Here is a 22000-nt window from a genome sequence, read left to right as displayed (position 1 = left end):
AAAATAGATTAAAAAGCCTTTCTCACATCAGCTGGATTGATGTTATTGGTCGGCGCGGCGGATGCCGTTTCCAGCACGGCGGATGCGTCGGCGCCCATTCCCGCATGCTGTGCCTCGCGTTCGAGGCTCGTGCGGAAATGCTTGCAACCGACGAACAGCAGCCCCACCGTCAGCGCGGTCGCGATCGCGTTGATGACGGTCATCGAATGACCGACGGCGAGCGGCGAGCCGAACACCTTGTCCGTGACGAGCGCGACCAGCGTCGTGCCGAGGCCCAGGCCGATCAGGTTCGACACGAGCAGGAACAGCGCCGAGATTTGCGCGCGCATCTGGTTCGGCGCGAGCGCCTGCATCGCGGCGGCCGAGGTGGCGAGCGGGAACGACGCGAAGAACATCGCGACGACGAGCCACGCGAGCGACACGCCAAGACTCGCGCTCTGCGCAAACGCGACGGCCGGCACGAACATACAGGCCGCGCCGATGCAGGCCGCGCGCAGCGGCGCATCCGCGTGACCACGACGCAGCAGCAGATCGCTGAGCCAGCCGCCGCAGAAAACGCCCGCGGTGTTGGCGACCAGCAGCACCGTGCCAAGCGTGTAGCCCGCTTCGACCGGCGACAGCCCGAAGTGACGCATGTAGAACGCCGGGCTCCAGCTCATCAGGCAATACAGCGTCATCGCGTAGAACGAGAAGCCGAGGTAGTGGCAGAAGAACGTCTTCCGGTGCGTGCCGACAAAGCGCAGCGAATCCGCCATCGATACGCGCTTCACCTGACCCGCGCCGTCCTGTGCAAGACCCTTTCGCGCGGGGTCGCGCACCGTCAGCCGAAACAGCAGCGCGATCAGCAGCCCCGGCAGGCCGACGATCAGGAACGTGATCTGCCACGCGCGCACATCGCCGATGAGCGGCAGCGTGAACACGCTCGCGTGCTTGAGCAGCGCGATCACATAGCCGCCCACCAGAAACGCGACGCCGCCGCCGATGAACGAGCCGAGCGAATAGACGCCCACCGCGCGCCCCAGACGGGACTTTGGAAACAGGTCCGCGAGCATCGAGTAAGTGCCGGGCGACAGCGCCGCTTCGCCGACACCGACGCTCATGCGCGACAGGAACATCTGCACGAAATTCTGGCTCACGCCGCAGGCGGCCGTCGCGACGCTCCACAGCGCGATGCCGCCGGCGATGATGCGCGGCCGCGAGAAACGATCCGCGAGATACGCGAGCGGCATGCCCATCACCGCATAGAACAGCGAGAACGCGAAGCCGTGCAGCAGGCTGAACTGCGTGTCGCTCAATTGCAGATCGCGCTTGATCGGCTCGATCATCAGCGCGAGCACCTGTCGATCGACGAACGAAAAAATATAGGCGAGCATGCAGATAACGACGACATACCATTCATAGGTATAGCGCCTGTTCGATGTGCGCGTTGCACTCGGCAGGTTCATCGTGTGTCTCCGGTCGATATAGGTGTGAGAAAGCATTCGCGCCGGCTCGCGCCGCGCGAATGCTTCGAGGAAAGTGGAATTGAAGCGGGGTGAAACGGAGTGGCCATGCCGTGGAAGTGGCGTGAGCACGCCAAACCGCGCGCTACTGCCGACGCGTTTCGTGCGTGAACTTCAGCGTCACGACGGTGACGAGACCCAGCAGGATCAGGAACACGGCGACCGGCCAATACGCCTGGTAGTGCGCGAGCAGCGCGGTTGCGATCAGCGGCGACAGACCGCCGGCGAAGATCGACGCGACTTCATGGCCGAGCGCGACGCCCGAATAGCGCACTTCGGTGCTGAACAGTTCGCCGACCAGCGCGGGCAGTGTGCCGATCATCGCGCCATGGCAGACCGCCGTGCCGAGTATCAGCGCGAGCCAGATCAGCGGCGTCGAATGCGTGTTGAGCAGCCAGAAGAACGGAAACGCCATCACCACCAGCGAGACCGCGCCGATCATATACACCGGCTTGCGCCCGAGGCGGTCCGACAGCTTGCCCCACGCGAGCATCGCGCCCATTTCGACAACCATCGCGAGCATCACGCCGGTCAGCATCACCGAATTCGAAATGCCGACGAACTTGCCGTACACGAGCGAGAACGCAAGAAAAATATAGGCGCCGCCGTTTTCCGCGACCCGCAGCCCCATCGCCATCAGGATCTCTTTCGGATGACGCCGGATCGCTTCGAGCACCGGCATGTGCGTGGTCTTGCCCGCCTTGTCGACGTTCTCGAAGTCGCGGCTCTCGGGCAGGTTGTGGCGGATGTACACGCCGAGCGCGAAGATCACGATGCTCGCGAGAAACGGCAGACGCCAACCCCACGAGATGAACTGATCGTGCGGCAACGCCTGCACCGCGAGAAACGCGCCCGCCGACAGCACGAAGCCGCCGCCCACGCCGAGCTGGCTCCACGCCGCGAAATAGCCGCGCTTTTCGGGCGGAGCGTTCTCGCTGATCATCAGCACGCCGCCGCCCCATTCGCCGCCGGACGCAATGCCTTGCAGCAGGCGCAATCCGGCGAGCGCGGCCGGCGCGGCCAGACCGATATGCTCGTAGGTCGGCAACAGGCCGATGCCGAAGGTCGCAAAGCCCATGATCAGCAGCGTCCACACGAGCGACGCACGGCGTCCGTAACGATCGCCGATATGCCCGAACACGACGCCGCCGAGCGGCCGCGCGACGAAGCCGATCGCGAACGCGGCAAACGCACCGATCGTGCCGATCAACGGGTTCGCGTTCGCGGGAAAAAACAGTTGCCCGAGCACGAGCGCGGCGGCGGTGCCATAGACGAAAAAGTCGTACCACTCCATCGCGTTGCCGGCGACCGACGCGATGATGATTTTCCTGAGTGCGCGATCCGACTCTGCCGTGGCGCACGTGGTCGCGATCGGGGATTGAACGGAAGCCATATCTGCTCGCATTGGATAGGTGGGGAATGCGGCCTTTCATGAAGGCTTCGCACGATACGCAGTGTCGAGGCGACAGATAGCCGCGTCAAATTGGCCGAAAAGCAGGGCGGGTATCAGTGGAGTAAATATGCCGACGCGTGGGCGGGTTGGCGTAGCGGCCTGGCCTGGGCGCGGCCGGATGAGCGGCGCGGTGCATTGCGCTGTGTGGCGTGTGGGCCGTGTGGGCCGCTGGCTGGGAAATATCGTATGAATGGTTTCGCGCAGCCCCCGCGCTGCGGCGCGTGTGAATGGTGAGGAATTCCAGGAGATCGCGCTATGGTGAGGATTTACGGGAGGTGGGCGCGGCATGTGGCGAGACGCTGCTGTGACGTGGTCGCTCGGTGTTAGAAGAGGCGTACCTCGACGCGCATCTCCACGTGCGTAGGCGCGGCTTCATCGGTGTGCGTTGCGAGGCGCGGCCATGCTGCGAGGCGGCCTTTTGGTCTAACACGCCGCTCGCCCTTGGTGCGGAAAATACGCTGGTATACGGGGCTAAAGTGCGGCTGTTCGTCAGTTCAAGGTGAGCGCTTCCAGGATGGTGAGGATTTCCAGGAGTTGCCGAAACCGCCGATGCAACTGCGAAAGGTGAGGAGTTCCAGGAGATCACCACGGCGCGCCATGTATCGCGCGCCGTCGCAATCGCTTGCCATCGCTTCTTCGCTTCGAACTACGCCCTAAAGCTCCCGAAAACACTCACCTTTGGTGCAACGACCCAGTCAGTGAAGTTCGTTAGAACTTGAACTTCACCTGAAACCCGATCGTAAACGGCAGGTCATCGGAAGGAATCGGCGGAATCACGATGAAGTTCGCACCGACGCGCTTGTAGTCGACCATCACGATCGGCGCGACCACCGGTCCGATCGTGTGATTGCGCCCGAGCCCCCAGTTGCCGTAGTTGTAGCCCGAGATGATGCCGGCGATCGCCGCGATGCGGATGAAGCCCCAGTGCGCGAACTCCGGCGCCCAGACGCCGCCACCGTAGTACGAAGGCCGGCGCAACGAGTTGCGAAAGCCGCCGGCCGTCAGCGCCCACTGGTTGTTCAACCAGCATTCGACGCCGAGCCCCGGATTGAACTGTTCGAAATGGGTGTCGGGATCGGGGTTGATGTGGTACGAGCCGAGCATCGCGTCGACCCAGATGCCGCCCTCACACCAGTTGCCCGCATGCGCGGCGGAGGCCATCGCCAGGCTTGCGAAAATTACCATCGCGGTACGCCGGATCTTCTTGTTCATCTGCCGAAAATGCATGTCTTCTCCGCCACCGGTCGAGCGCCGGTGTCATTGTCGTTTGTCGTTGTGCGTGCTGCCCGTCGCGCACTGTACCTGAAGCCGCGCGGTCGATGTCGAGGACGCGCTCGGACGGCCGGGCACGCGACATGCCCGGCAGCCGCCAACGCAACGATAACGGAGAACCGATGGCGAAGTGATGAACAATCGGCAAACGCCCGGCGCGCGTCGCTATACGCGGCCGGCGTCGCAGGTCCAAGCCTGTCTTACAGACCGAGTTCGGACAAGCCCGGATGATCGTCGGGACGGCGGCCGAGCGGCCAGCGATACAGCCGGTCGGCTTCGCGGATCGGCAGATCGTTGATGCTCGCGTGACGGCGCGCCATCAGACCGTGCTCGTTGAACTCCCAGTTCTCGTTGCCATACGAGCGGAACCAGTTGTTCGAATCGTCGCGCCACTCGTACGCAAAGCGCACCGCGATGCGATTCTCCGTGAACGCCCACAGCTCCTTGATCAGCCGATAGTCGAGCTCCCGCGCCCACTTGCGGCGCAGAAAGTCGACGATCTCCGCGCGACCATGGACGAATTCGGCGCGGTTGCGCCACAGGCTATCGGTCGTGTACGCGAGCGACACGCGCTCGGCTTCGCGCGTATTCCACGCGTCTTCGGCGGCACGCACTTTCTGGATCGCGGTGTCGCGCGTGAACGGCGGCAGCGGCGGACGGGTTTCGATCGTATCGGCCATCAGGGTTCCCCTGGTCAGGTCGCGGTGCGCCGGGATGGCGGCCGCTTCGGTGTGGGCTGACTCGCGGATTTCGCCGCGGCTTTCGCTACGGATTGGGTCGGCGGCTTTTTCGCGGACGCCATCTGCGCATCGAGCAGGGTCGTCGCGACCGTCTGCGCATCGCGCGCCGCATCGGCCTCGCCGCTGACGAGCGCAACCGCGATCGCTCCGTCGAGCAGCACCAGCCATTGCCGCGCGAGCGGCGCCGCGCGGCGCCTGTCGCTTTCCGCCGCCACCGCGAACGCGTCACACTGCGTACGCACGAAATCGAGCAGACGGGTCTTGTGTTTGCGCGCGACGATCCGGATCGGATCATCGGCGCAGGCGATTTCGCCGGCCGCGTTCAGAAACGCGCAGCCATGGAAGTCCGCCGACGCAAACCATTCGCGCAGCACGTCGAACATGCCGAGCAGGCGTTGGCGCGCGGTCTTGCCGCGCCGCTCGGTGCCGGCGATAAACCAGTTCATCCAGCGTTCGTCGCGCCGTTCGAGCGCGGCCGCGACCAGCGCGTCCTTCGATCCGAAATGCGTGTAGAAGCTTTTGCGCGCGGTGCCGGACTGCCGCACGATCGCATCGACGCCGGTCGCGTGGATGCCGCCGGCGTAGATCAGCGCTTCGGTGGCGTCGAGCAGACGCTCGCGCGCATCGCGCGTCAGCGCGGAATCGGTCGAGGGGGGTTGCGTTTGCCTGGTCATGGACGAAAGGTAGAACGATCATTCTCCTTCGTCAAGTTTTTCTCTGGGTCTGCGCGCTCCGGTTACGCTTACTGCGATCTGCTGCTATCGTCACGAAGATCGTTCGGGCCTCATTCGCACCTTGCTCAACCGGAAGTGTTTCGATGAATTCAAACTCCCTTCGTACCGTGTGGGTACGCGCGCTGCTCGGCGCCACGCTGCTGAGCGCGATGGCCTGCACGCCCGTGCAGGTGCTCACGCATTCGGTCAGTCAGAACGAAGCGCGCGTGCCGGTCGGCCGCTACAACATCGATCCGGATCATACGAGCATCACCTTCGATATCGATCACTTCAAGTATTCGCGCTTCACGATGCGCTTCGATCGCAAACACGGTCAGCTCGACTGGCAAGAGGGAGGGCTGGACCGCAGCACGACCTCGGTCACGATCGACGCCGCGAGCATCGACACCAACGTGCCGTTGCTCGACAAGATGGTGAAGAGCGACAGTCTGCTCGACGTCGAACGTTATCCGGAGATCCGTTTCGCGAGCACGCGCTTCGAGCGCACCGGCGAAGCGCGCGGCACGCTCAGCGGCGAGCTGACGATTCGCGGCATCACGCAGCCGGTCACGCTCGACGTCACGTTCAACGGCTTCGCGCCCGATCCGCTGACGAAAAAAGACACGCTCGGCTTTTCCGCCGACGGTCATTTCAGCCGCGCGAAGTTCGGTCTGGCGACGTGGTATCCGGCCGTCGGCGACGACATTCACGTGCGCATTCAGGCCGAATTCGTGAAAACGCCCGCAGGCGCGTGAGCGCTGCGGGCGTCGAAAGGTGCTGCAGTCATCGTGCGTTAGTTCACGCGGCGGTCCAGTCGAGAATCACCTTGCCGCTCTCGCCCGAGAGCATCGTCGCGAACGCCTGCTGATAATCGTCGACCTTGAAATGATGCGTGAGGATCGGCGACAGATCGAGGCCGCTTTGCAGCATCGCGACCATCTTGTACCAGGTCTCGAACATCTCGCGCCCATAAATGCCCTTGATTTCGAGGCCCTTGAAGATCACCTGGGTCCAGTCGATCGCGGTTTGCGCGGGCGGAATGCCGAGCAACGCGATCTTGCCGCCGTGATTCATCGCCTCCAGCATGCTCGTGAACGCGCTCGGCACGCCGGACATTTCGAGGCCGACGTCGAAGCCCTCGGCCATGTGCAGATCGTGCATCACGTCCTGCAGCGATTCGCGCGAGACGTTCACCGCACGCGTCGCGCCCATCTTGCGCGCGAGCTCGAGGCGGTAGTCGTTGACATCGGTAATCACGACGTTGCGCGCGCCGACGTGCTTCGCGATTGCGACCGCCATGATGCCGATCGGCCCCGCGCCGGTAATCAGCACGTCCTCGCCGACGAGGTTGAACGACAGCGCGGTGTGCGTGGCGTTGCCGAACGGATCGAAGATCGCGGCGAGATCGTCGGAGATTTCGGGCGGAATCTTAAACGCGTTGAAGGCCGGAATCACCAGATATTCGGCGAACGCGCCTTCGCGATTCACGCCGACGCCGACCGTGTTGCGGCACAGATGTCGACGGCCCGCGCGACAGTTGCGGCAGAAGCCGCAGGTGATATGCCCTTCGCCCGACACGCGATCGCCGATCGCAAAGCCGCGCACTTCCTGCCCCATCTCGACGATTTCACCGACGTATTCGTGGCCGACGTGCATCGGCACCGGAATCGTCTTTTGCGCCCAGTCGTCCCACTTCCAGATATGAATGTCGGTGCCGCAAATCGCGGTGCGCGTGATGCGGATCATCACGTCGTTATGGCCGACTTCCGGCTTCTTCACGTCGGTGAGCGTGAGGCCCGGACCGCGTTCGAGTTTTGCCAATGCTTTCATCTGCTTCTCCGTTCGAATCACGCGGCGATCAGGCCTGCGACTGTGACGGGATCACGCCGAGTTCGCGGCCGACGCGCGCGAAGGCGTCGACCGCGCGATCGATCTGCTCAGGCGTGTGCGCGGCGCTCATCTGCGTGCGGATGCGTGCGCGACCGCGCGGCACCACCGGGAACGAAAAGCCGATCACGTAGACGCCTTCCTTCAGCAACGCGTCGGCCATCTTGCCCGCGAGTTGCGCGTCGCCGAGCATCACCGGAATGATCGGATGTTCGCCCGGCACGAGTTCGAAGCCGAGCGCGCTCATCGCGCGGCGGAAATGCGCGCCGTTTTCGCGCACGCGCGCACGCAGTTGCGCGCCTTCGTCGCTGGCGAGCAATTCGAGTACCTTCAGCGACGCGGCCGCAATGCTCGGCGTCAGCGTGTTCGAAAACAGATACGGGCGCGAGCGCTGCCGCAGCAGTTCGATGACTTCCTTGCGCGCCGCGACGTAGCCGCCCGAGGCGCCGCCGAGCGCCTTGCCGAGCGTGCCCGTGATGATGTCGACGCGCGCCAGCACGCCACAATGCTCGGGCGTGCCGCGACCGTGTTCGCCGATGAAGCCGACCGCGTGCGAGTCGTCGACCATCACCAGCGCGCCGTATCGGTCGGCCAGATCGCAGATGCCGGCAAGGTTCGCGATGATGCCGTCCATCGAGAACACGCCGTCGGTCGCGATCAGCTTGAAGCGCGCGCCCGCCGCATCGGCTTCTTTCAGACGCGCTTCGAGATCGGCGAGGTCGTTGTTCTTGTAGCGAAGGCGCTTCGCCTTCGAGAGCCGCACGCCATCGATGATGCTCGCGTGATTCAGCTCGTCGCTGATGATCGCGTCGTTTTCATCGAGCAGCGTTTCGAACAGGCCGCCGTTCGCATCGAAGCAGCTCGAATAGAGAATGCAGTCGTCGGTTTGCAGGAATTCGGCGAGCGCGGCTTCGAGCTGCTTGTGCACGGTTTGCGTGCCGCAGATGAAGCGCACCGATGCCATGCCGAAACCGTCGGTGTCGAGGCCCTGTTTCGCGGCTTCGATCAGGCGCGTGTCGTCGGCGAGACCGAGGTAGTTGTTCGCACAGAAGTTCAGCACGCCGCTGCCGTCGGCAAGACGTACGTCGGCCGACTGCGGACTCGCGATCACACGCTCGCTTTTGTAGAAGCCGTCGGCGCGGATCTGGTCGAGCGTGCCACGCAGATGGGCAAGGTACTGGTCTCGCATGAACGGGACTCCTGAGGATGATGGCGGCCGCCTTCGCATGGGCGCGGGAAGAACGGCCTGTTATAGTCGGCTGTCAGCTTTAGCGGATATTTTCGTTTTTTCGAACTAAAATCCGGTATATCGAACAACTCTAAACGATGGGTCAGAAAATGGCAAGTTCGGGCACACGCCGCGCCGCGGCCGACAGGGCGCCTACGTCGGTGTCGATGTCGACGCCTCCTTCCGCCCCTGCGACCGCGCCTGCGCATACGGCGCCGCCGCGGGTCGGCGAGCAGATTCAGCGGCTGCGTGCCGAGCGGCGCATGACGCTCGACGATCTGTCGCGCGCGGCGGGCGTGTCGAAATCGATGCTATCCGAGATCGAGCGCGACAAGGCCAATCCGACGATCGCGGTCGCGTGGCGCCTGACCAACGCGCTCGGCGTGAGCCTCGATTCGCTGTTCGCACCGCCGAAAGCGCCGGAGGCAATCGCCGTTTCCGGCTCGCACGATATTCCTACGCTAAGCGGTCACGACGCGAAATACCAGTTGCGCGTATGGGGACCGATCGAGCTGGCCGGCAAGTTCGAGTGGTACGAGCTGACGTTGCAGCCAGGCGGGGCGCTGGTGTCGAACGCGCACGAGCCGGGCACGCGCGAGCATCTGACCGTGCTGCACGGATCGATCGAGGTCGAGGCGGCCGGCACGACGAAGCGGCTGAAGCTGGCCGACACCGCCCGCTATGTCGCCGACGAACCGCACGCGATTCGCAACGTGGGCAGGAGCGAGGCGAAAGCGCTGCTGGTGGTGATTCACGGTTAGCCGCGAGTCGGGCGGCGCTCGCTGGAACACCCGCCAGGCGGGGGTTTAAGCGTGCACTAACGGCTCGCTGGAGGCGCTTTACGCCGACTATGCCGTTTGGCCGAGGTTGCGCCTGATACTGTATGTTTGTACAGTATCAGGTGTCGATTGGAGCCGAGAATGAACAACCTGAAAGCCGTCCCTACCGATCAAACCCTTGCCGCGCGGCGCTACCAGAACGCCGCGCGCGATCTCGAACACATCGTGCGCAGCATCGCCGCGCGCTACATCGTCCAGCAGGTGCCGCTGACCTGGCGGCTGTTGCACGCAATCGAAGCCGAGGCACTGGCCGACCTCGGTTTCGCAAGCCGGCACGACGCGATCATGCTGGGTCTGTTCCAGCGGCCGTCCGATCTGCCTTACCCCGAGACCGACGACGGCGTGGACTTCGGCACGTCCAATGCGTTGCCGGCCGTTTTTGCCTTTGCCGTCAGTGCCTACGAGGAAGCCGCGCGGGAAGCGCAACGTCGTGCGGCGCAGCCGCCGGCGGCGGACGCACTGTTCAAGCGCGCGCGGGCGTGGGGTGGTTGAAGTGGCTGGAAGAACTGAAAAGGCTGCCGGACGCGAGCGGGATGCTTTGTCGTGCCGCGGTTTCTGCGTTGTGTTTTTTGCGTTGCCGATCGGCTTTTCGCCGGTTGGCACCTACAATACGCAAAATAAAATGCGCAACTAACGGAAGAAATGCCGATGTCTCCTCCCCATCTGTCCGATCCCGTTCCCCGTCCCGCGCCATCGACCGATCTCTTCGATCAACAGCGCGAAGACTGGCGCCGCGATCCGCAGATCGCCTTCGACGCGTGGCTCGCCAGGCAGCACTTCCGGCGCTCTTCCGCGCTGGTCTACCAGGCGCAGTGGGGCCAGTTTCTCGACTGGCTCGGCACACGAAACCAGAGTCTCGCCACGGTCGACACAGGCGCGATCGCCGAATTCGTCGCCAGTCTCGAGATCCGAAAAACGCAGCGGATGCGCTATTTAAGGCTCATCGAACGCGTGCTCGATCACGTGCGCGAAATCGAATCGGCCTCGACCAATCCGGCCCGCTTCATTGCTCAGGATGGCGAAGCAGCATGGCGCAACGCACGTGACAATGAACCGACCAGTTTTCTCACCCATGCCGAACGCACCGCACTGACGGCCCAGTTGTTCGCGCCGTTGCCGGCGTTATCGACTGCGCAACGCTGGCGGGAGCGGCGCGATCGCGCGTTGATCGCCGTGTTTCTGGGAGGTGGGCTGAAGACGGGCGAAGCCGGAGCACTTACGGTTAGTTGCGTGAATACGGGCTCGCCGTGGGTCACGATCGAGTCGGCCAATCCCATGTTGATGCGACGCACGCGGCTCGCGCCGTTCGCGAGCGCGATTCTCGACGCGTGGCTGGCCGAACGGCGCGTCACGGAACTGGCCGGCAATCTGGTGTTTCCCGCGTCGCCGTCCGGGCGTCCGATGCACAAGGCCACGATGCTGCGCGCGGTCGATGCGCTGGTGGACGCGGCGGGCATTGCCGCGTCGCGCCAATCGCGTGCGAGTCCGCAAACCTTGCGCAACACGTTTGCGGCGGATCTGTTCGAGAGCGGAGTAGAAGCCGAGCAGGTCGGCCAATGGCTCGGGTTCGTGCAGGCGGTGTCGGCGAACCGGCTGTATCGCGCGTGGCAAACGTGGATCGATCAGCAGGATGCCGTGTCGACGCACACACCGGATCCGGCAGCGCCGTCTTTGGCCGCACCCAGACGCGACGGGCGTTTGACGAGAAAATCGGGCGCCGGCGAGTCCTGAAAATCCTCACCTGATCCTCACTTCCTGGCTCCCGAATTTCCTCACCTTTGACGGTTTTATTCGCAACACTCAACCGGCAGCGGGAAATCGTCGTCAGTTATCTCACTGGGTCGAAAGGCGCGTAGGCAGCGCGCTCGGGTCGTCGTTCGACAAAAACCGGCTGACCGCCGCCAGCCTCGATTCGCCGAGGCCCGATGAGTGGTCGCATTCCGGGCATAGCAGTTCGAAACGGTTATCGACCTGCGAGAGTTCCGGTTCTCCCTCCTCACATTTCGGACAGCGCGTGGGCAACGTCACGTGGCCATCCGCGGCGGTGCCGATCATGTCCAGTTCTTCGTTGCTCAGCCGGCCGGCGCTGACCAGCGAGCACAACAGGCTTGCGATCGCCGGGTCGATGCCTTGCTGGGTGCGCAGCGTCGAGACTTCTTTCGTCAAAGCGTCGACTTCGTCCGACTGCTCGCGCAGTTGCGCGTCGAGCCGGTCTGCGCGCGTCTTGGCCGCGGCAATCTGCTGAATGAACTCGAATTCCTTGCGGCTCGCGTCGCGCACACCGGATTGATAGGTCGCGGCCATGCTGCGCAGTGAGTCGAGTTCGACCAGCATCGGCTTCACGCGTCGCTCGGCTTCGGCAACCGCATCCTTGATCTGCTGTGCATAGTGCTCGGTGCTTTGCCGCAGCTCGACGTGCAATGCATCGATCCGGTCACGCAGGCCCGCATTGGTGGTCTGCTCATTTTCGAGACGCTGACGCAGCGCGTCGTTTTCCTGGTCGAGGCGACGGGTCGTCGTCTGTAAACCCTCGAGCTGAACATTGCCGTGGGTGGTCGCGTTCAGTAATTCCGCTTCGAGTGCGCGAAGCCGCTCCCACGCGGCGTCGGCACGGGCTTCGCTGCGTTTGATCGCTTCGTCGGCCGCGTCGCGACGGATATCCGCGTCCCGTACGCGCTGATCGGCAGCGCTTATCTGCGCGCGAATTTCTTCGCGTTCGCTATCGAGCGTCACTTTGGCCTGGACGATGGCTTCCTCAAACAACGCACCGAGCAATTCGCCGGCGCGTTCTTCGAGTGCCTTGGGTATTGCTCCGGCGCCGACCTTAACGCGTGACACGTTGCGAATGCGTTCCCAGAAATGGTCGATGTCTTTTGGGATATCGCTTGCGCTGCCGGTTTGCGTGAGGTCGCGTACAGCAGCCATCGACGGTCGAACACCCAGATCGAAAAACAACCGTTTACAGGCGTGCAACGACAAATCCTGCCGACGCACACCTTGCGAGCGCATCGCTTCAAGCTCGTCACGGATGGCTTGCCGTTCCTGATCCAGATTCATGTTTACCTCGGTGTTGCTCGAATTGGATGGATCATAACAATTTACGTAGCGTTTGCTACTGATTTATTCATAGCAATGGGATTGGCGTAAACAGAGCGGTGTTAACGGTCGAGGAATGATCGTAAACGCGTGCGCGCAGGTTTTTTCCGTGAAACAAAACGAAGAATAGCCAATAAGTCCTTGTCAAGAAAGAGATTTATCTGGTCTACCGACGATCGCGCACTGTTTCACGAGCATTAGGCTGATGGCGAGGGGTGTGAATCACCCGTGTCTCACGGGCTCGCGGGGGGAAAGCTAGAGAGTAATAAAAGTAAACACCTTTGAACCCTTGTTAAAGACGTTAACGACTGACCAAAGCCTTATCTGGCGGGCGTTTCAGCGAGGTAAGGTGAAGCTTTGCGGGAGAGATGGTGAGATTGTGCGGGATGCTGGAGTGATGGGGTTCGGGGAGCTCGGTGAGTAGGTCCGGGACAGAACGTGAGCGGGTTCAGGAAGCACCGTATACGTGGGCCTTTGGCAAAGGTGAGGTTTTGCGGGACTGTGAGACCGCAGATCGCCCGGCAGCACGGACAACCCCTTGTCGGGTAAGGCTTGAGCAAAGGTGAGAGCTTTCGGGAGGCTCGCGAGCGCTGGTTTTTCGGTCCGTTTTGGGCCGGTTAACCTCATGGGTGAGCCAACTCGGGAGAAAACGGCAAATGAAGGTGAGGTTTTACGGGGTCGTCAGGTCATTTTTGCTGCAATTTTGTGCATTCAGCACGTTGAGGTGAGGTTTTACGGGAGTGTCGACCCGTTTCGCCGGGGGAATGGCATGGCACGCTTGCCGGCCGGGCTGAGGTGCAACTGCAAGGGTGATGGGATTCGGGATGCCAGTGACCGATTGGGTTAGCGAATGGGTTCGGTTCGCGATTCCTTCTTAAGGTGAGACTTTTCAGGAGACTCCGCACGCGGCTAAATGCGGCAAGGTGAGAAGATTCGGGAGCGAAATCAGCCTTATCGGCCGGAAAGGCCCGACTGATGGTGGCTGTCATACCGGTGTTTACGTGGCGGTCGAGATCAAAGGTGAGGCTTTTCAGGAATAGGGAAAGGGAGAGGTGAGGCATGCTGCACTGCCAAAAAATGGTTTGAGGTGAGGTTTTTCGGGAGTGGAAGCGTTGGTCAAGGCTCAGGCGTTTTCATTAAGTAGTTGAAATTATTGAATTTTTAAGTCTTCGCTCGTTGAGGTGAGAGTTTTCGGGACCTCATTGGGATGCCGGTGGTCTTGCCTGGTAAACCTCAGAGGTGAGGTTTTTCGGGAGATTGTTTCGATGAAAGTCGGTACTGGCGCGGCTGGAGCGGACGTCAAACCGCATCGTTCGGTAGCGGGAAGGTGAGATTTTTCGGGAAGATATAGGCGGGAAGGCTCAGCCGACGGTCCGATTTTCCTGTTAGCAGCGGGTTGAGGCCGCGTGTTTGGCCAGATGCAGGCGAGGAATGATGTGGAGTTGGTCGGAAGGAGCAGCCGTATACGGCGCGCGCTTTACCGAGGCCCTAGGTGCACTGACGGTGAAGGCAGAATGGGTCGACAAAAGCGCCTCCGGTGGTTTGAAAAGCCTTCCAGGCCGTTGGAAACGTTGAAGAGATATGCGAAGACGTGTTCGTTGATCCGCTATCTCTCTTCCCGTGCAGTCATGCTCGGGGCAGATTTGCCCTTGAGGTGATTGGCGACCGCGGTGCCATCGAGGCGCTTGCGCGGCACCTGACCGATTTCACGTCGAGCGATGAACGAAGCCTTGGGCGATACGTTGTGATGGGTTGTGATGGCGAAGAGCATGTCGCACCGGGCACGACTCGCCTCAGACGCCATCGCCGTGTCATCAGGCTGCGAATTCCTTTCCCGGTTTACGTGAAGCGCCGGAAAAGCCGCAAAATTTTTTAAGGTGAGAAGATTCGGGATCAAGTGCTCCCCGATCGCGCGCGCTGCAAAATGCATCGACTTCGCAGATGCCGCGACCTGCAAGGAGAGCCCAATCCTGGGGGCTGGCGGCTAAGGTGAGGCTTTTCGGGAGAGGCTCGAGGTGAGTCGTGCTTCGTAAACGCGCATCACCGGCAACGGTGAGACCGGTGCTATAGACGCGTATCACCACAGCCGGTATGCTCTCGCGAAATCCCCCTCCTCCCCCCGACGCATGGCCACGAAGCGCGCGAAAAAGACCGATGTTGTCAGCCCGAGCTCGGCTGAATTGCGCAAAGCCGTCGAGGCGATCGCAATCCAGCCCAAGAGCGGCAAGATCACGCTGCTCACGCGCAAGCTGTTCAACGTGCTGCTCGCGGTGGCCCAGCAGGCGGACGAATCGGGCGACACCTATCGGGCGTTGCTGTCCGACATCGTCGCCAATTCCGCATTCGATTCCAACGACACCGCGCTCGTCAAGGAGCACCTGCGCCGCATGGTGTCGGTGCAGGTCGAATGGAGCAGCGGCACGTCGAGCCAGAAGCCCGGCCGCAAATGGGGTATTTCGACGCTGATCGCCGACGCGGAAATTCTCGAAGATCCGACCACGCGTCGCGTGTGGGTCGAGTTTTCGTTTGCGCCGAAGATCAAGAAGAAGCTGCTCGACCCGGTTCAGTATGCGCGTCTGAGTCTGCAGTTCCAGAGCCAGCTGCGCAGTAGCGCGGGCCTCGCGCTCTACGAAATCTGCGTGCGCTATCTGACCAACCCGAGCCATCTGACGATGCGCGAGACGTGGGAATGGTGGCGCCCGATTCTGTCGGGCACGCCGGACACCGAGGCGGGCGACGAAGCGAAGCGCGAGTACAAGTATTTCAAGCGCGATTATCTGCGCCCGGCCATCGCCGAGGTCAACGCGGTGACGAACATCTTCGTCGAGCTGATCGAGCATCGCGAAGGTCGCCGCGTCGCCGAAATCCAGTTTCGCGTGACCGAGCGCAAGCAGCCGATGCTCGCGCTCGACGAGCACCCGAACGTATTCGACAGCACGCTGGTCGACCGGATGGTGAAGATCGGCATCCCGCTCAAGGAAGCGCAGACGCTCTACGCGGATAGCGAGGAAAACCGTATCCGCGCGGCCTTGCAGATGACCGAGCAACGCATGCGCAGCACGTCGCTGCCGCCGGTGCGCAGCGCGCCGGCGTTGTTCAAGGACGCGTTGAAGAAAGGCTATGCGCCGCCGGTCGAAGCGTTGCCGTCGACGGGCAGCGCCGGCAAGGCCGCGGCACCGGCAGATGACCTGAAAGCTCGCCTGCTTGGCGAATACTCGGCCTATCGTCGCAAGCAGGCGTATGAGCTGTACAACGAGCAGGGTGAGTCGGAGCGGGATATCGCGCGGGAGTCGTTCGAGCAGGAAGAGCTGCCGGGACTCGGTTCGCACATGCGCGACGACTGGCGTCGTCGTGGGCTCGAGTCGAAGATCGTCGAAACCGCGTTCTTCGATTGGCTCGCGCACAAGACCTGGGGCGAACCGACCGATGGCGATCTGCTCGCCTTTACGCTGAGTCAGTCGCGCGCGGCGTGATGAGGGTTTGAGGGGCGTGCCCCTCTCTTCTGTCTTCTGCTCGGCCGCTTCGGCCATGAGCGGTTTGTGGATCAGGGGCGGTACGTTTCGATCCACTTCCGTTGCCGCCCCCTTCCGCTTTACTTCAGCGGCTTTACTTCAGCATCTTTTCAATCTGCCGCAGGATGTCGTCGCGCTTCTCGCGCGTGAGACCCTTCAGGCGCAACTCGATCCGATCGTCTCCATACGACTTGAGATCGCCGACCGAAACCCCGCCAAGCTTGATTTCCAGACGCTGCGCGTAGCGCTGCCGTCCCGCCGGTTTGGCGCTTTCCGGGGCGGTTGCGCGGCCCTTGACGATGTCGGCAACCTGCCGCGTGCTCAGATCGTCGGACAGGATCCGGTTGATCAGCCGCAGCGTCGCATCCGCGCCGCGCGCCGTGTGATAGCGGCCCACCTGATACGCCATGTTCGAACCGAAGCGGTCGGGACGCGCGACCATCTCCTGCATGACCGTTTCCGGCAGCTTGGCAATGGACAGCGCGACCGCGATGGTCGATTCATCGAGACCGAGATGTTCGGCGAGCTCTTTCTGGCTCTGGAAATGCCGCTCGTCGAGAAAGCGTCGCCACACGACCGCGTTGTCGAAGACGGTCTGCGAATCGCGCTGGACGTTCAAGTCATAGCCGAGCTTGTAGCTCTGGATGCCGATCGGCAGATCGATGACGATCGCCTTCACCGACTCCTTGTTCGCCTCCTTCAGCGCGCGTACGCGTCGGCCGCCGTCGCTGACGAAGTAGGTGCCGGGATTGTCGTAGTCGGGGATGACGTGAATGGCCTGCTGCTGCCCCTGCTTCGCCAGATTGACCGCGAGCTCCGCAATCGACGACTTCACATAGAAGTAGCGCGGGTTGAACGGACTGGGCTTGATGGTCTTCAGCGCCAGTTCGATTACCTGGCCGGGGCGATAGCCGTGCTCGCGTCGCCACGCGCGATAAGCCGCCGACTCGTTGGCCGAATCGGGCGTCTCGGCTTCCTGCAGGCGTGACGGCATGACGGCCGGAATCGCGCGGGCGGGCGGGGTTGTTTTCGGCTCGTTCTGAACCAGGCCATCGATGGCATTCAGACGGTCGAGCGCAGTGCGCTTTTCGCTGCTGGTCGTATCGGGGCGTGCTTGAAAGCCTTTGGCGAATTGGGACGGTTTCATTCAGGGTCCTTTATGCGCATAAATTCACGGGAGCAAGGCGGCGATCTCGTTCGCGCACGCCCGTACTTCGAGTGCGGCGAGCTTCGCGCCGCGATCGTTCATCTGCAGTACCGTCTGCCCTAACGCCATCGCCTGCTTATAGGCTTCGCGCGTCGGGATCTGGGTCTTGAGCAGCGGGAAGCCGAGTTCTTCCAGCGCGCGCTTCAGTTCGCGCGTCAGCATCCGTTTCTCTTCGGTCTTGTTGAGCAGGAACACGGCGCGCAGGTCCTCGTTCATTACCTGGGCCTGCTGGACCAGTTTGACGAGGCCGATGCTCGACCAGTAATCGGCGGGAGACGACGACGTCGGGATCACGGCGACACTCGCCGCAAGCAGGACGACGCCGGAGACTTTTTCGGTGATGGAGGGCGGGCAGTCGACGACGATGATGTCGTAGTCGGCCACGAATTTCTTGATCTCGCGATGGATCTGGCTACCGGCTTCGGAGAGATTGACGACAGGAAATGGGATGCCGACGTCGCCGTCGGAAGAAGCGCTGGCCCAGTGGATCAACGTGTTTTGACCGTCTGCGTCGACGACCAGGACGCGTTTGCCTTTCTCGTGAAACGCAGCGCCGAGATGCATCGCGATAGTGCTCTTCCCGACCCCGCCTTTCTGCTGTGTTACCGCGATGATTTCTGCCGCCAAATTCCACCTCCTCTTTTTAGATGCAAATGGATTTTACCTGGGCGAATTCGTATTTCAAACGAATTTGTATAAAGGAGATACGAATTAGCCGTTTGGCTGAGGGTTTATGCGCATAAAGATCACATCGAGGCGTGGAGAGCTCTGGTGCGATGCGCGATAACGGATGGACGCGCGAGAGGGTCTGGTACTGCGGCGTCGAGGAAGCCGGATCAGCATCGTGTGAATGTGATCTGATGGCCTTTGCTATTACCTTGGGCTGTCCGGGTGAAATGAGGCGGAAAGACGCGGGAGCTTCCGAAGTTGGATGCCACTGACGATCTTCAAGGATCGGTCTTCCCGTGATTGACGGATGAGCGCGCTGCCCGCAGCGGAACATGGACGGGAAGAGTTTATGCGCATAAAGTCAGCCGCCCGGTTTGGGATGCGGAAGGGAGTTGCCTCAGCTTGAGGCAGTCTTGCTCGGGATAAGAGCGGGTCTTGTGGCAACCAGCCTCCCCTCGTTTCCCTTCCGCGCAAAGGTCGACGATTCGGGCGACTATCGTCGCAAGCCTGGTGCACCGGGTGCTGCCAGGACATACACCGGGGCCAGTACCCAAGGCCTCCCGCCCTTCCCGACCAACACCGGTTTATGCGCATAAACCGGCCTCTCCGACATGTGTTCGGAAGGCGTCGTCGGGCGCTCCGGGCCGTCCAATATCATCCCCTACCCGCTCAACCGCTAAAATCCCCCCCGGCACCCCTTCACAACACAACCCCTTCACGACGCGATATCAGCCGCAATGATCACCATCTATCACAACCCCCGCTGCTCCAAATCACGTGCTGCCTGCGAACTCGTCTCGGGCACCTACAACACCGCAAACGAAGCGACGGAAGTTGTCGAATATCTGAAACAGCCGCCCACGGTTGCCGAACTCGAAAAGCTCAACGCCCAGCTCGGTTGTCCGGTTCGCGACATGATCCGCGACACCGAAGCCGAATACAAAACGCTTAACCTGGCCGATCCGTCGCTTACCGATGCCCAGCTCTATGACGCGGTGGCCAAACATCCGATCCTGCTGCAGCGTCCGATTATCGTGAGAAACGGGCGCGCGGTGATTGGCCGACCGCCGGAGAACGTCGCGGCACTCTTCGCCTGAACTCGCGACGGCGGAAATAACGCAATTCACGTGAACGGATAGGGACTCACGCGGCAGCGCTAGGCCTTAAGCGCTAGCGCCGCATCCCGGGTGACGATTTTCGTCGGGATCAAACGCAGCTCACTGAACGTATCCGCGATACGCTGCTGTTCCGCCAGCACCTGCGCATCAACGGGCTTGTAGATATGCGCGTAATGGCGCAAGCCCGGCTCGATCACGCTCGCGTCGAGTCCCTGAATCGGCGCGAGCTGCGCGGCAGCCTCGCGGTAATGACCACGTACCCACTCCCCTTCCTTGCCGACTTCGTCGATTACGATTGCGAGTACGTCGCCGTTCTGTTGCGCGAATGGTCGGGCACTCAGAAAGAACTGATGGTGACTCACGATGCCTTCGGCATCCGCGAGCAGGCGCGCGTTCGTTTGTCGCTTCGCGGCTTCGAGGAACGGATCCCAGATTGCCCATGCGTCGACCGCGCCGCGTTCGAAGGCCGCGCGCGCGTCGGCGGGCGGCAGGTAGACGGGTTGAATCTCGTTGTATTTCACGCCGTTCTTTTGCAGCGCGGCGACCAGAAACCAGTGAACGTCCGAGCCTTTGTTCAGCGCGATTTTCTTTCCCTTCAGATCGGCCAGCGTCCTGATCGGTGTGTCGGGATGCACGAGGATGCCTTCGGCATGCGGCGTCGGAATTTCATACGCGGTGTAGACGAAGTTCGCGCCGGCGGCCTGAGCGAACACGGGCGGCGCTTCACCGACGTAACCGAAATCGATCGCGCCGACGTTCAGTCCTTCGAGCAATTGTGGGCCGGCCGGAAACTCGGTCCATTTGACCGCGATGCCCAGCGGTGCGAGCCGTTTTTCGAGCGTGCCGTGTGCCTTGAGCAGAACCAGCGTGCTCGCGGCTTTCTGGTAGCCGATGCGAAGTTCCTTCGCGTGCGCATCGGCCGCAAATGCGGTCGTCGTGATGGTAGGCAACGCGGTGGCGGCCAACGAAGCGCCGACGCCGGCAAGAAACGCGCGGCGGGTAAGCAGCGGATGACGGGACATGAGAGTGCTCGTAAAAAATGACGGACGCTAAAGGCCCGATTGGCTCCGACGATAATTCGTCTGTCCGCCTGGACGAACCGATAAATTCGCATAAGCAAATCATGCGAATCCAGCGAAGCATTGTCGTTTCCTGATTCGTTCGTCGCCGGTTCACCGCCGCCCGCTACAATCGCCCGACGAAATAAAGAAAGAGTGCCGCGCCAGCCGCTGGCGGCGGCATCCGGCAATTGCGACTAAAAATGGGAAAAATGAAACCGTGCCTTTAACGACGACTCTCGCCCCGTGGGCTGCCCACGATACTCAACTGATCCTGTCGTGCGTGCTTGGGCTCGCACTGATCATCGTCTTTATTAGCGTGCTGAAGCTCACCCCGTTCCTGTCGATTCTGGTCGGCACGTTCGCCGCGGGGTTCGCGGCCGGGCTGCCGCTCGAAGCCGTCGCGAGCGCCTTCAGCAAAGGTGCGGGCGCCCTGCTCGGCGACGTCGGCATCATCATCGCGCTCGGTGCGATGCTCGGTGCGCTGATGGCCGAATCGGGCGCGGCCGACCGGCTCGTGTCGACGATCCTCGAACACTCGACTCCGCGCACGTTGCCGTGGATGATGGCCGTCGTCGCGCTGCTCATCGGCTTGCCGCTATTTTTTGAAGTCGGCCTCGTGATGATGGTACCGATCATCTTCGTGATGGCGCGCCGCTCGCAGCAGCCGATCCTGCGTATCGCGATCCCCGCGCTCGCCGGCATGACGACGCTGCATGCGTTGTTGCCGCCGCATCCGGGACCGCTGATCGCCGTGAGTGCGCTGCATGCCGATCTGGGGCTGACGCTCGGCCTCGGTCTGATCGTCTCGATTCCCGCAGTGATTCTCGCCGGGCCGTTGTATGGCATCTGGTTGTCCAAACGCATGCACGTCGCCGAGCCCGAAGAAATGGGCAAGCTGTTTAGCGCGGAGCAGAACGGCGCCGAGCCGCCCGGCTTCGCGATTTCGCTGATCACGATTCTGTTGCCGGTCGTGCTGATGCTCGGCCGCACGGTCGCGAAACTGCTGCTGCAGCCCGAAACGTTCCTGTTCAACACGCTGAATTTTCTCGGCGAGCCGCTGGTCGCGCTGGGCCTCACGGTGCTGTTCGCGGTGGTTGCGCTGGGCTGGTCGCGCGGGATGGCGCGTGAGCGCGTCGGCGCTATTCTGCGCAAAAGTTTGCCGCCGATCGCGGCGCTGTTGCTGACGATCGGTGCGGGCGGCGGCCTGAAGCAGACGCTCGTCGTCGCGGGCATCAGCACGACGGTCGGCAAGATCGCGGTGGGCGCGCATATGCCGCTGATTCTGCTTGCGTGGCTGATTGCCGTTGCATTGCGTCAGGCCACCGGCTCGGCGACGGTTGCGACCACCACGACGGCGGGCATCGTGGCGCCGGTCGTGGCCGGTCTCAGTACGACACACAATTCGCTGATGGCGCTGGCGATCGGCGCCGGCTCGGTGTTCTTCTGCCACGTGAACGACGCCGGCTTCTGGATGGTCCGCGAATACTTCGGACTCCAACTGAAGCAGACGGTGCTGGTGTGGTCGGTGTTACAGACGATCGTGTCGGTCGTCGGACTCGCATTGACGCTCGTGTTGTGGGGCGCGCTGACCTGACGGCGACGTACCCGCAAGCCCCGCTTTTCCCGATTCCCGGCGCCACTTAAACTGACCGCCAGACGAGCGAGGCGCACTGTGCGCCTCGCGTCCATCGAAAGCGGAGTCA

Annotated in this window: 18 protein-coding genes and 2 pseudogenes; 7 read left to right on the top strand and 13 right to left on the bottom strand. The window is 62.2% G+C overall.

From position 1 onward, the window contains the following. Positions 1-8 precede the first annotated feature (8 nt). From HHL14_RS11425 to HHL14_RS11405, 5 genes are all read right to left on the bottom strand, one after another. Positions 9-1445: a spinster family MFS transporter gene (locus HHL14_RS11425; protein ID WP_169497717.1), complete on the bottom strand. Its 1437-nt coding sequence runs from the start codon at positions 1443-1445 to the stop codon at positions 9-11. 142 nt (positions 1446-1587) lie between these two features. After that, positions 1588-2895, bottom strand: coding sequence for an MFS transporter (locus tag HHL14_RS11420; protein ID WP_169497716.1), 1308 nt, complete (start codon positions 2893-2895; stop codon positions 1588-1590). Between the two features lie 768 nt (positions 2896-3663). Then, positions 3664-4182: a hypothetical protein gene (locus HHL14_RS11415; protein ID WP_169497715.1), complete on the bottom strand. Its 519-nt coding sequence runs from the start codon at positions 4180-4182 to the stop codon at positions 3664-3666. A gap of 245 nt (positions 4183-4427) precedes the next feature. Beyond that, positions 4428-4907, bottom strand: coding sequence for a nuclear transport factor 2 family protein (locus HHL14_RS11410; RefSeq protein ID WP_169497714.1), 480 nt, complete (start codon positions 4905-4907; stop codon positions 4428-4430). 14 nt (positions 4908-4921) lie between these two features. Then, entirely contained in the window at positions 4922-5641 is a 720-nt protein-coding gene (locus tag HHL14_RS11405; RefSeq protein WP_169497713.1) for a TetR/AcrR family transcriptional regulator, read from the bottom strand. A gap of 143 nt (positions 5642-5784) precedes the next feature. Between HHL14_RS11405 and HHL14_RS11400 the strand changes: the two genes are divergently transcribed. Continuing rightward, entirely contained in the window at positions 5785-6435 is a 651-nt protein-coding gene (locus HHL14_RS11400) for a YceI family protein (protein WP_169497712.1), read from the top strand. Positions 6436-6478: 43 nt separating this feature from the next. Here HHL14_RS11400 and tdh read toward each other — a convergent pair whose 3' ends face one another. Together tdh and HHL14_RS11390 are read right to left on the bottom strand one after the other, a co-directional pair. Further along, positions 6479-7510 carry an L-threonine 3-dehydrogenase gene (gene tdh, locus HHL14_RS11395; protein WP_169497711.1) on the bottom strand — a complete coding sequence of 344 codons (1032 nt, stop codon included), beginning with the start codon at positions 7508-7510 and terminating at the stop codon, positions 6479-6481. A gap of 28 nt (positions 7511-7538) precedes the next feature. Then, the gene (locus HHL14_RS11390) at positions 7539-8756 is read right to left on the bottom strand and encodes a glycine C-acetyltransferase (protein ID WP_169497710.1); all 1218 of its coding nucleotides are present in this window, start codon (positions 8754-8756) and stop codon (positions 7539-7541) included. 149 nt (positions 8757-8905) lie between these two features. On the opposite strand from HHL14_RS11390, the gene HHL14_RS11385 reads away from it, so the two are divergent. The 3 genes from HHL14_RS11385 to HHL14_RS11375 all read left to right on the top strand — a co-directional run bounded on the left by HHL14_RS11385 (position 8906) and on the right by HHL14_RS11375 (position 11365). Next, complete coding sequence (locus HHL14_RS11385) at positions 8906-9556, top strand: helix-turn-helix domain-containing protein (protein ID WP_206002284.1); 651 nt, start codon at positions 8906-8908, stop codon at positions 9554-9556. Between the two features lie 159 nt (positions 9557-9715). Beyond that, positions 9716-10126: a DUF2471 family protein gene (locus HHL14_RS11380; protein WP_169497708.1), complete on the top strand. Its 411-nt coding sequence runs from the start codon at positions 9716-9718 to the stop codon at positions 10124-10126. Positions 10127-10282: 156 nt separating this feature from the next. Then, positions 10283-11365 carry a tyrosine-type recombinase/integrase gene (locus HHL14_RS11375; RefSeq protein ID WP_169497707.1) on the top strand — a complete coding sequence of 361 codons (1083 nt, stop codon included), beginning with the start codon at positions 10283-10285 and terminating at the stop codon, positions 11363-11365. Between the two features lie 102 nt (positions 11366-11467). Here HHL14_RS11375 and HHL14_RS11370 read toward each other — a convergent pair whose 3' ends face one another. Next, the gene (locus tag HHL14_RS11370) at positions 11468-12691 is read right to left on the bottom strand and encodes a DNA-binding protein (RefSeq protein WP_169497706.1); all 1224 of its coding nucleotides are present in this window, start codon (positions 12689-12691) and stop codon (positions 11468-11470) included. A 1645-nt stretch (positions 12692-14336) separates the two neighbouring features. Beyond that, the gene (locus tag HHL14_RS11365; RefSeq protein ID WP_169497705.1) at positions 14337-14687 is read right to left on the bottom strand and encodes a hypothetical protein; all 351 of its coding nucleotides are present in this window, start codon (positions 14685-14687) and stop codon (positions 14337-14339) included. A 169-nt stretch (positions 14688-14856) separates the two neighbouring features. Here HHL14_RS11365 and HHL14_RS11360 point away from each other — a divergent pair, with 169 nt between their 5' ends. Then, positions 14857-16203, top strand: a complete 1347-nt coding sequence (locus HHL14_RS11360; protein ID WP_169497704.1) for a replication initiation protein — start codon at positions 14857-14859, stop codon at positions 16201-16203. A gap of 133 nt (positions 16204-16336) precedes the next feature. Here HHL14_RS11360 and HHL14_RS11355 read toward each other — a convergent pair. The 3 genes and pseudogenes from HHL14_RS11355 to parA form a co-directional block, all read right to left on the bottom strand. Beyond that, positions 16337-17209, bottom strand: a pseudogene (locus HHL14_RS11355) (ParB/RepB/Spo0J family partition protein); the annotation flags it as partial. Positions 17210-17275: 66 nt separating this feature from the next. Then, positions 17276-17389 (bottom strand): annotated as a pseudogene (locus tag HHL14_RS33940) (ParB/RepB/Spo0J family partition protein); the annotation flags it as partial. A 24-nt stretch (positions 17390-17413) separates the two neighbouring features. After that, on the bottom strand, positions 17414-18076 hold the full coding sequence (gene parA, locus HHL14_RS11350) for a ParA family partition ATPase (RefSeq protein WP_075298521.1): 663 nt from the start codon (positions 18074-18076) through the stop codon (positions 17414-17416). A 779-nt stretch (positions 18077-18855) separates the two neighbouring features. Between parA and arsC the strand changes: the two genes are divergently transcribed. After that, positions 18856-19215 carry an arsenate reductase (glutaredoxin) gene (arsC, locus tag HHL14_RS11345; protein WP_169497702.1) on the top strand — a complete coding sequence of 120 codons (360 nt, stop codon included), beginning with the start codon at positions 18856-18858 and terminating at the stop codon, positions 19213-19215. Positions 19216-19274: 59 nt separating this feature from the next. Here arsC and HHL14_RS11340 read toward each other — a convergent pair whose 3' ends face one another. Then, positions 19275-20258, bottom strand: a complete 984-nt coding sequence (locus HHL14_RS11340) for a sulfonate ABC transporter substrate-binding protein (protein ID WP_169497701.1) — start codon at positions 20256-20258, stop codon at positions 19275-19277. Positions 20259-20514: 256 nt separating this feature from the next. On the opposite strand from HHL14_RS11340, the gene HHL14_RS11335 reads away from it, so the two are divergent. Further along, the gene (locus tag HHL14_RS11335; RefSeq protein ID WP_169497700.1) at positions 20515-21891 is read left to right on the top strand and encodes a GntT/GntP/DsdX family permease; all 1377 of its coding nucleotides are present in this window, start codon (positions 20515-20517) and stop codon (positions 21889-21891) included. Positions 21892-22000: the final 109 nt, after the last annotated feature.

Source organism: Paraburkholderia antibiotica (assembly GCF_012927125.1).
Taxonomy (GTDB): Bacteria; Pseudomonadota; Gammaproteobacteria; order Burkholderiales; family Burkholderiaceae; genus Paraburkholderia; species Paraburkholderia antibiotica.
Note: the sequence above shows the minus strand (reverse complement) of the source record. Positions and strands in the feature narration are given on the sequence as shown.

Excerpts from the sequence above, each read along its gene's own strand:
- HHL14_RS11340 (WP_169497701.1), bottom strand. The coding sequence starts at position 20,258 with ATGTCCCGTCATCCGCTGCTTACCCGCCGCGCGTTTCTTGCCGGCGTC.
- HHL14_RS11375 (WP_169497707.1), top strand. The coding sequence starts at position 10,283 with ATGTCTCCTCCCCATCTGTCCGATCCCGTTCCCCGTCCCGCGCCATCG.
- HHL14_RS11415 (WP_169497715.1), bottom strand. The coding sequence starts at position 4,182 with ATGCATTTTCGGCAGATGAACAAGAAGATCCGGCGTACCGCGATGGTA.
- arsC (WP_169497702.1), top strand. The coding sequence starts at position 18,856 with ATGATCACCATCTATCACAACCCCCGCTGCTCCAAATCACGTGCTGCC.
- HHL14_RS11425 (WP_169497717.1), bottom strand. The coding sequence starts at position 1,445 with ATGAACCTGCCGAGTGCAACGCGCACATCGAACAGGCGCTATACCTAT.
- HHL14_RS11385 (WP_206002284.1), top strand. The coding sequence starts at position 8,906 with ATGGCAAGTTCGGGCACACGCCGCGCCGCGGCCGACAGGGCGCCTACG.
- HHL14_RS11400 (WP_169497712.1), top strand. The coding sequence starts at position 5,785 with ATGAATTCAAACTCCCTTCGTACCGTGTGGGTACGCGCGCTGCTCGGC.
- HHL14_RS11390 (WP_169497710.1), bottom strand. The coding sequence starts at position 8,756 with ATGCGAGACCAGTACCTTGCCCATCTGCGTGGCACGCTCGACCAGATC.
- tdh (WP_169497711.1), bottom strand. The coding sequence starts at position 7,510 with ATGAAAGCATTGGCAAAACTCGAACGCGGTCCGGGCCTCACGCTCACC.
- HHL14_RS11410 (WP_169497714.1), bottom strand. The coding sequence starts at position 4,907 with ATGGCCGATACGATCGAAACCCGTCCGCCGCTGCCGCCGTTCACGCGC.
- HHL14_RS11380 (WP_169497708.1), top strand. The coding sequence starts at position 9,716 with ATGAACAACCTGAAAGCCGTCCCTACCGATCAAACCCTTGCCGCGCGG.
- HHL14_RS11370 (WP_169497706.1), bottom strand. The coding sequence starts at position 12,691 with ATGAATCTGGATCAGGAACGGCAAGCCATCCGTGACGAGCTTGAAGCG.
- HHL14_RS11360 (WP_169497704.1), top strand. The coding sequence starts at position 14,857 with ATGGCCACGAAGCGCGCGAAAAAGACCGATGTTGTCAGCCCGAGCTCG.
- HHL14_RS11405 (WP_169497713.1), bottom strand. The coding sequence starts at position 5,641 with ATGACCAGGCAAACGCAACCCCCCTCGACCGATTCCGCGCTGACGCGC.
- HHL14_RS11420 (WP_169497716.1), bottom strand. The coding sequence starts at position 2,895 with ATGGCTTCCGTTCAATCCCCGATCGCGACCACGTGCGCCACGGCAGAG.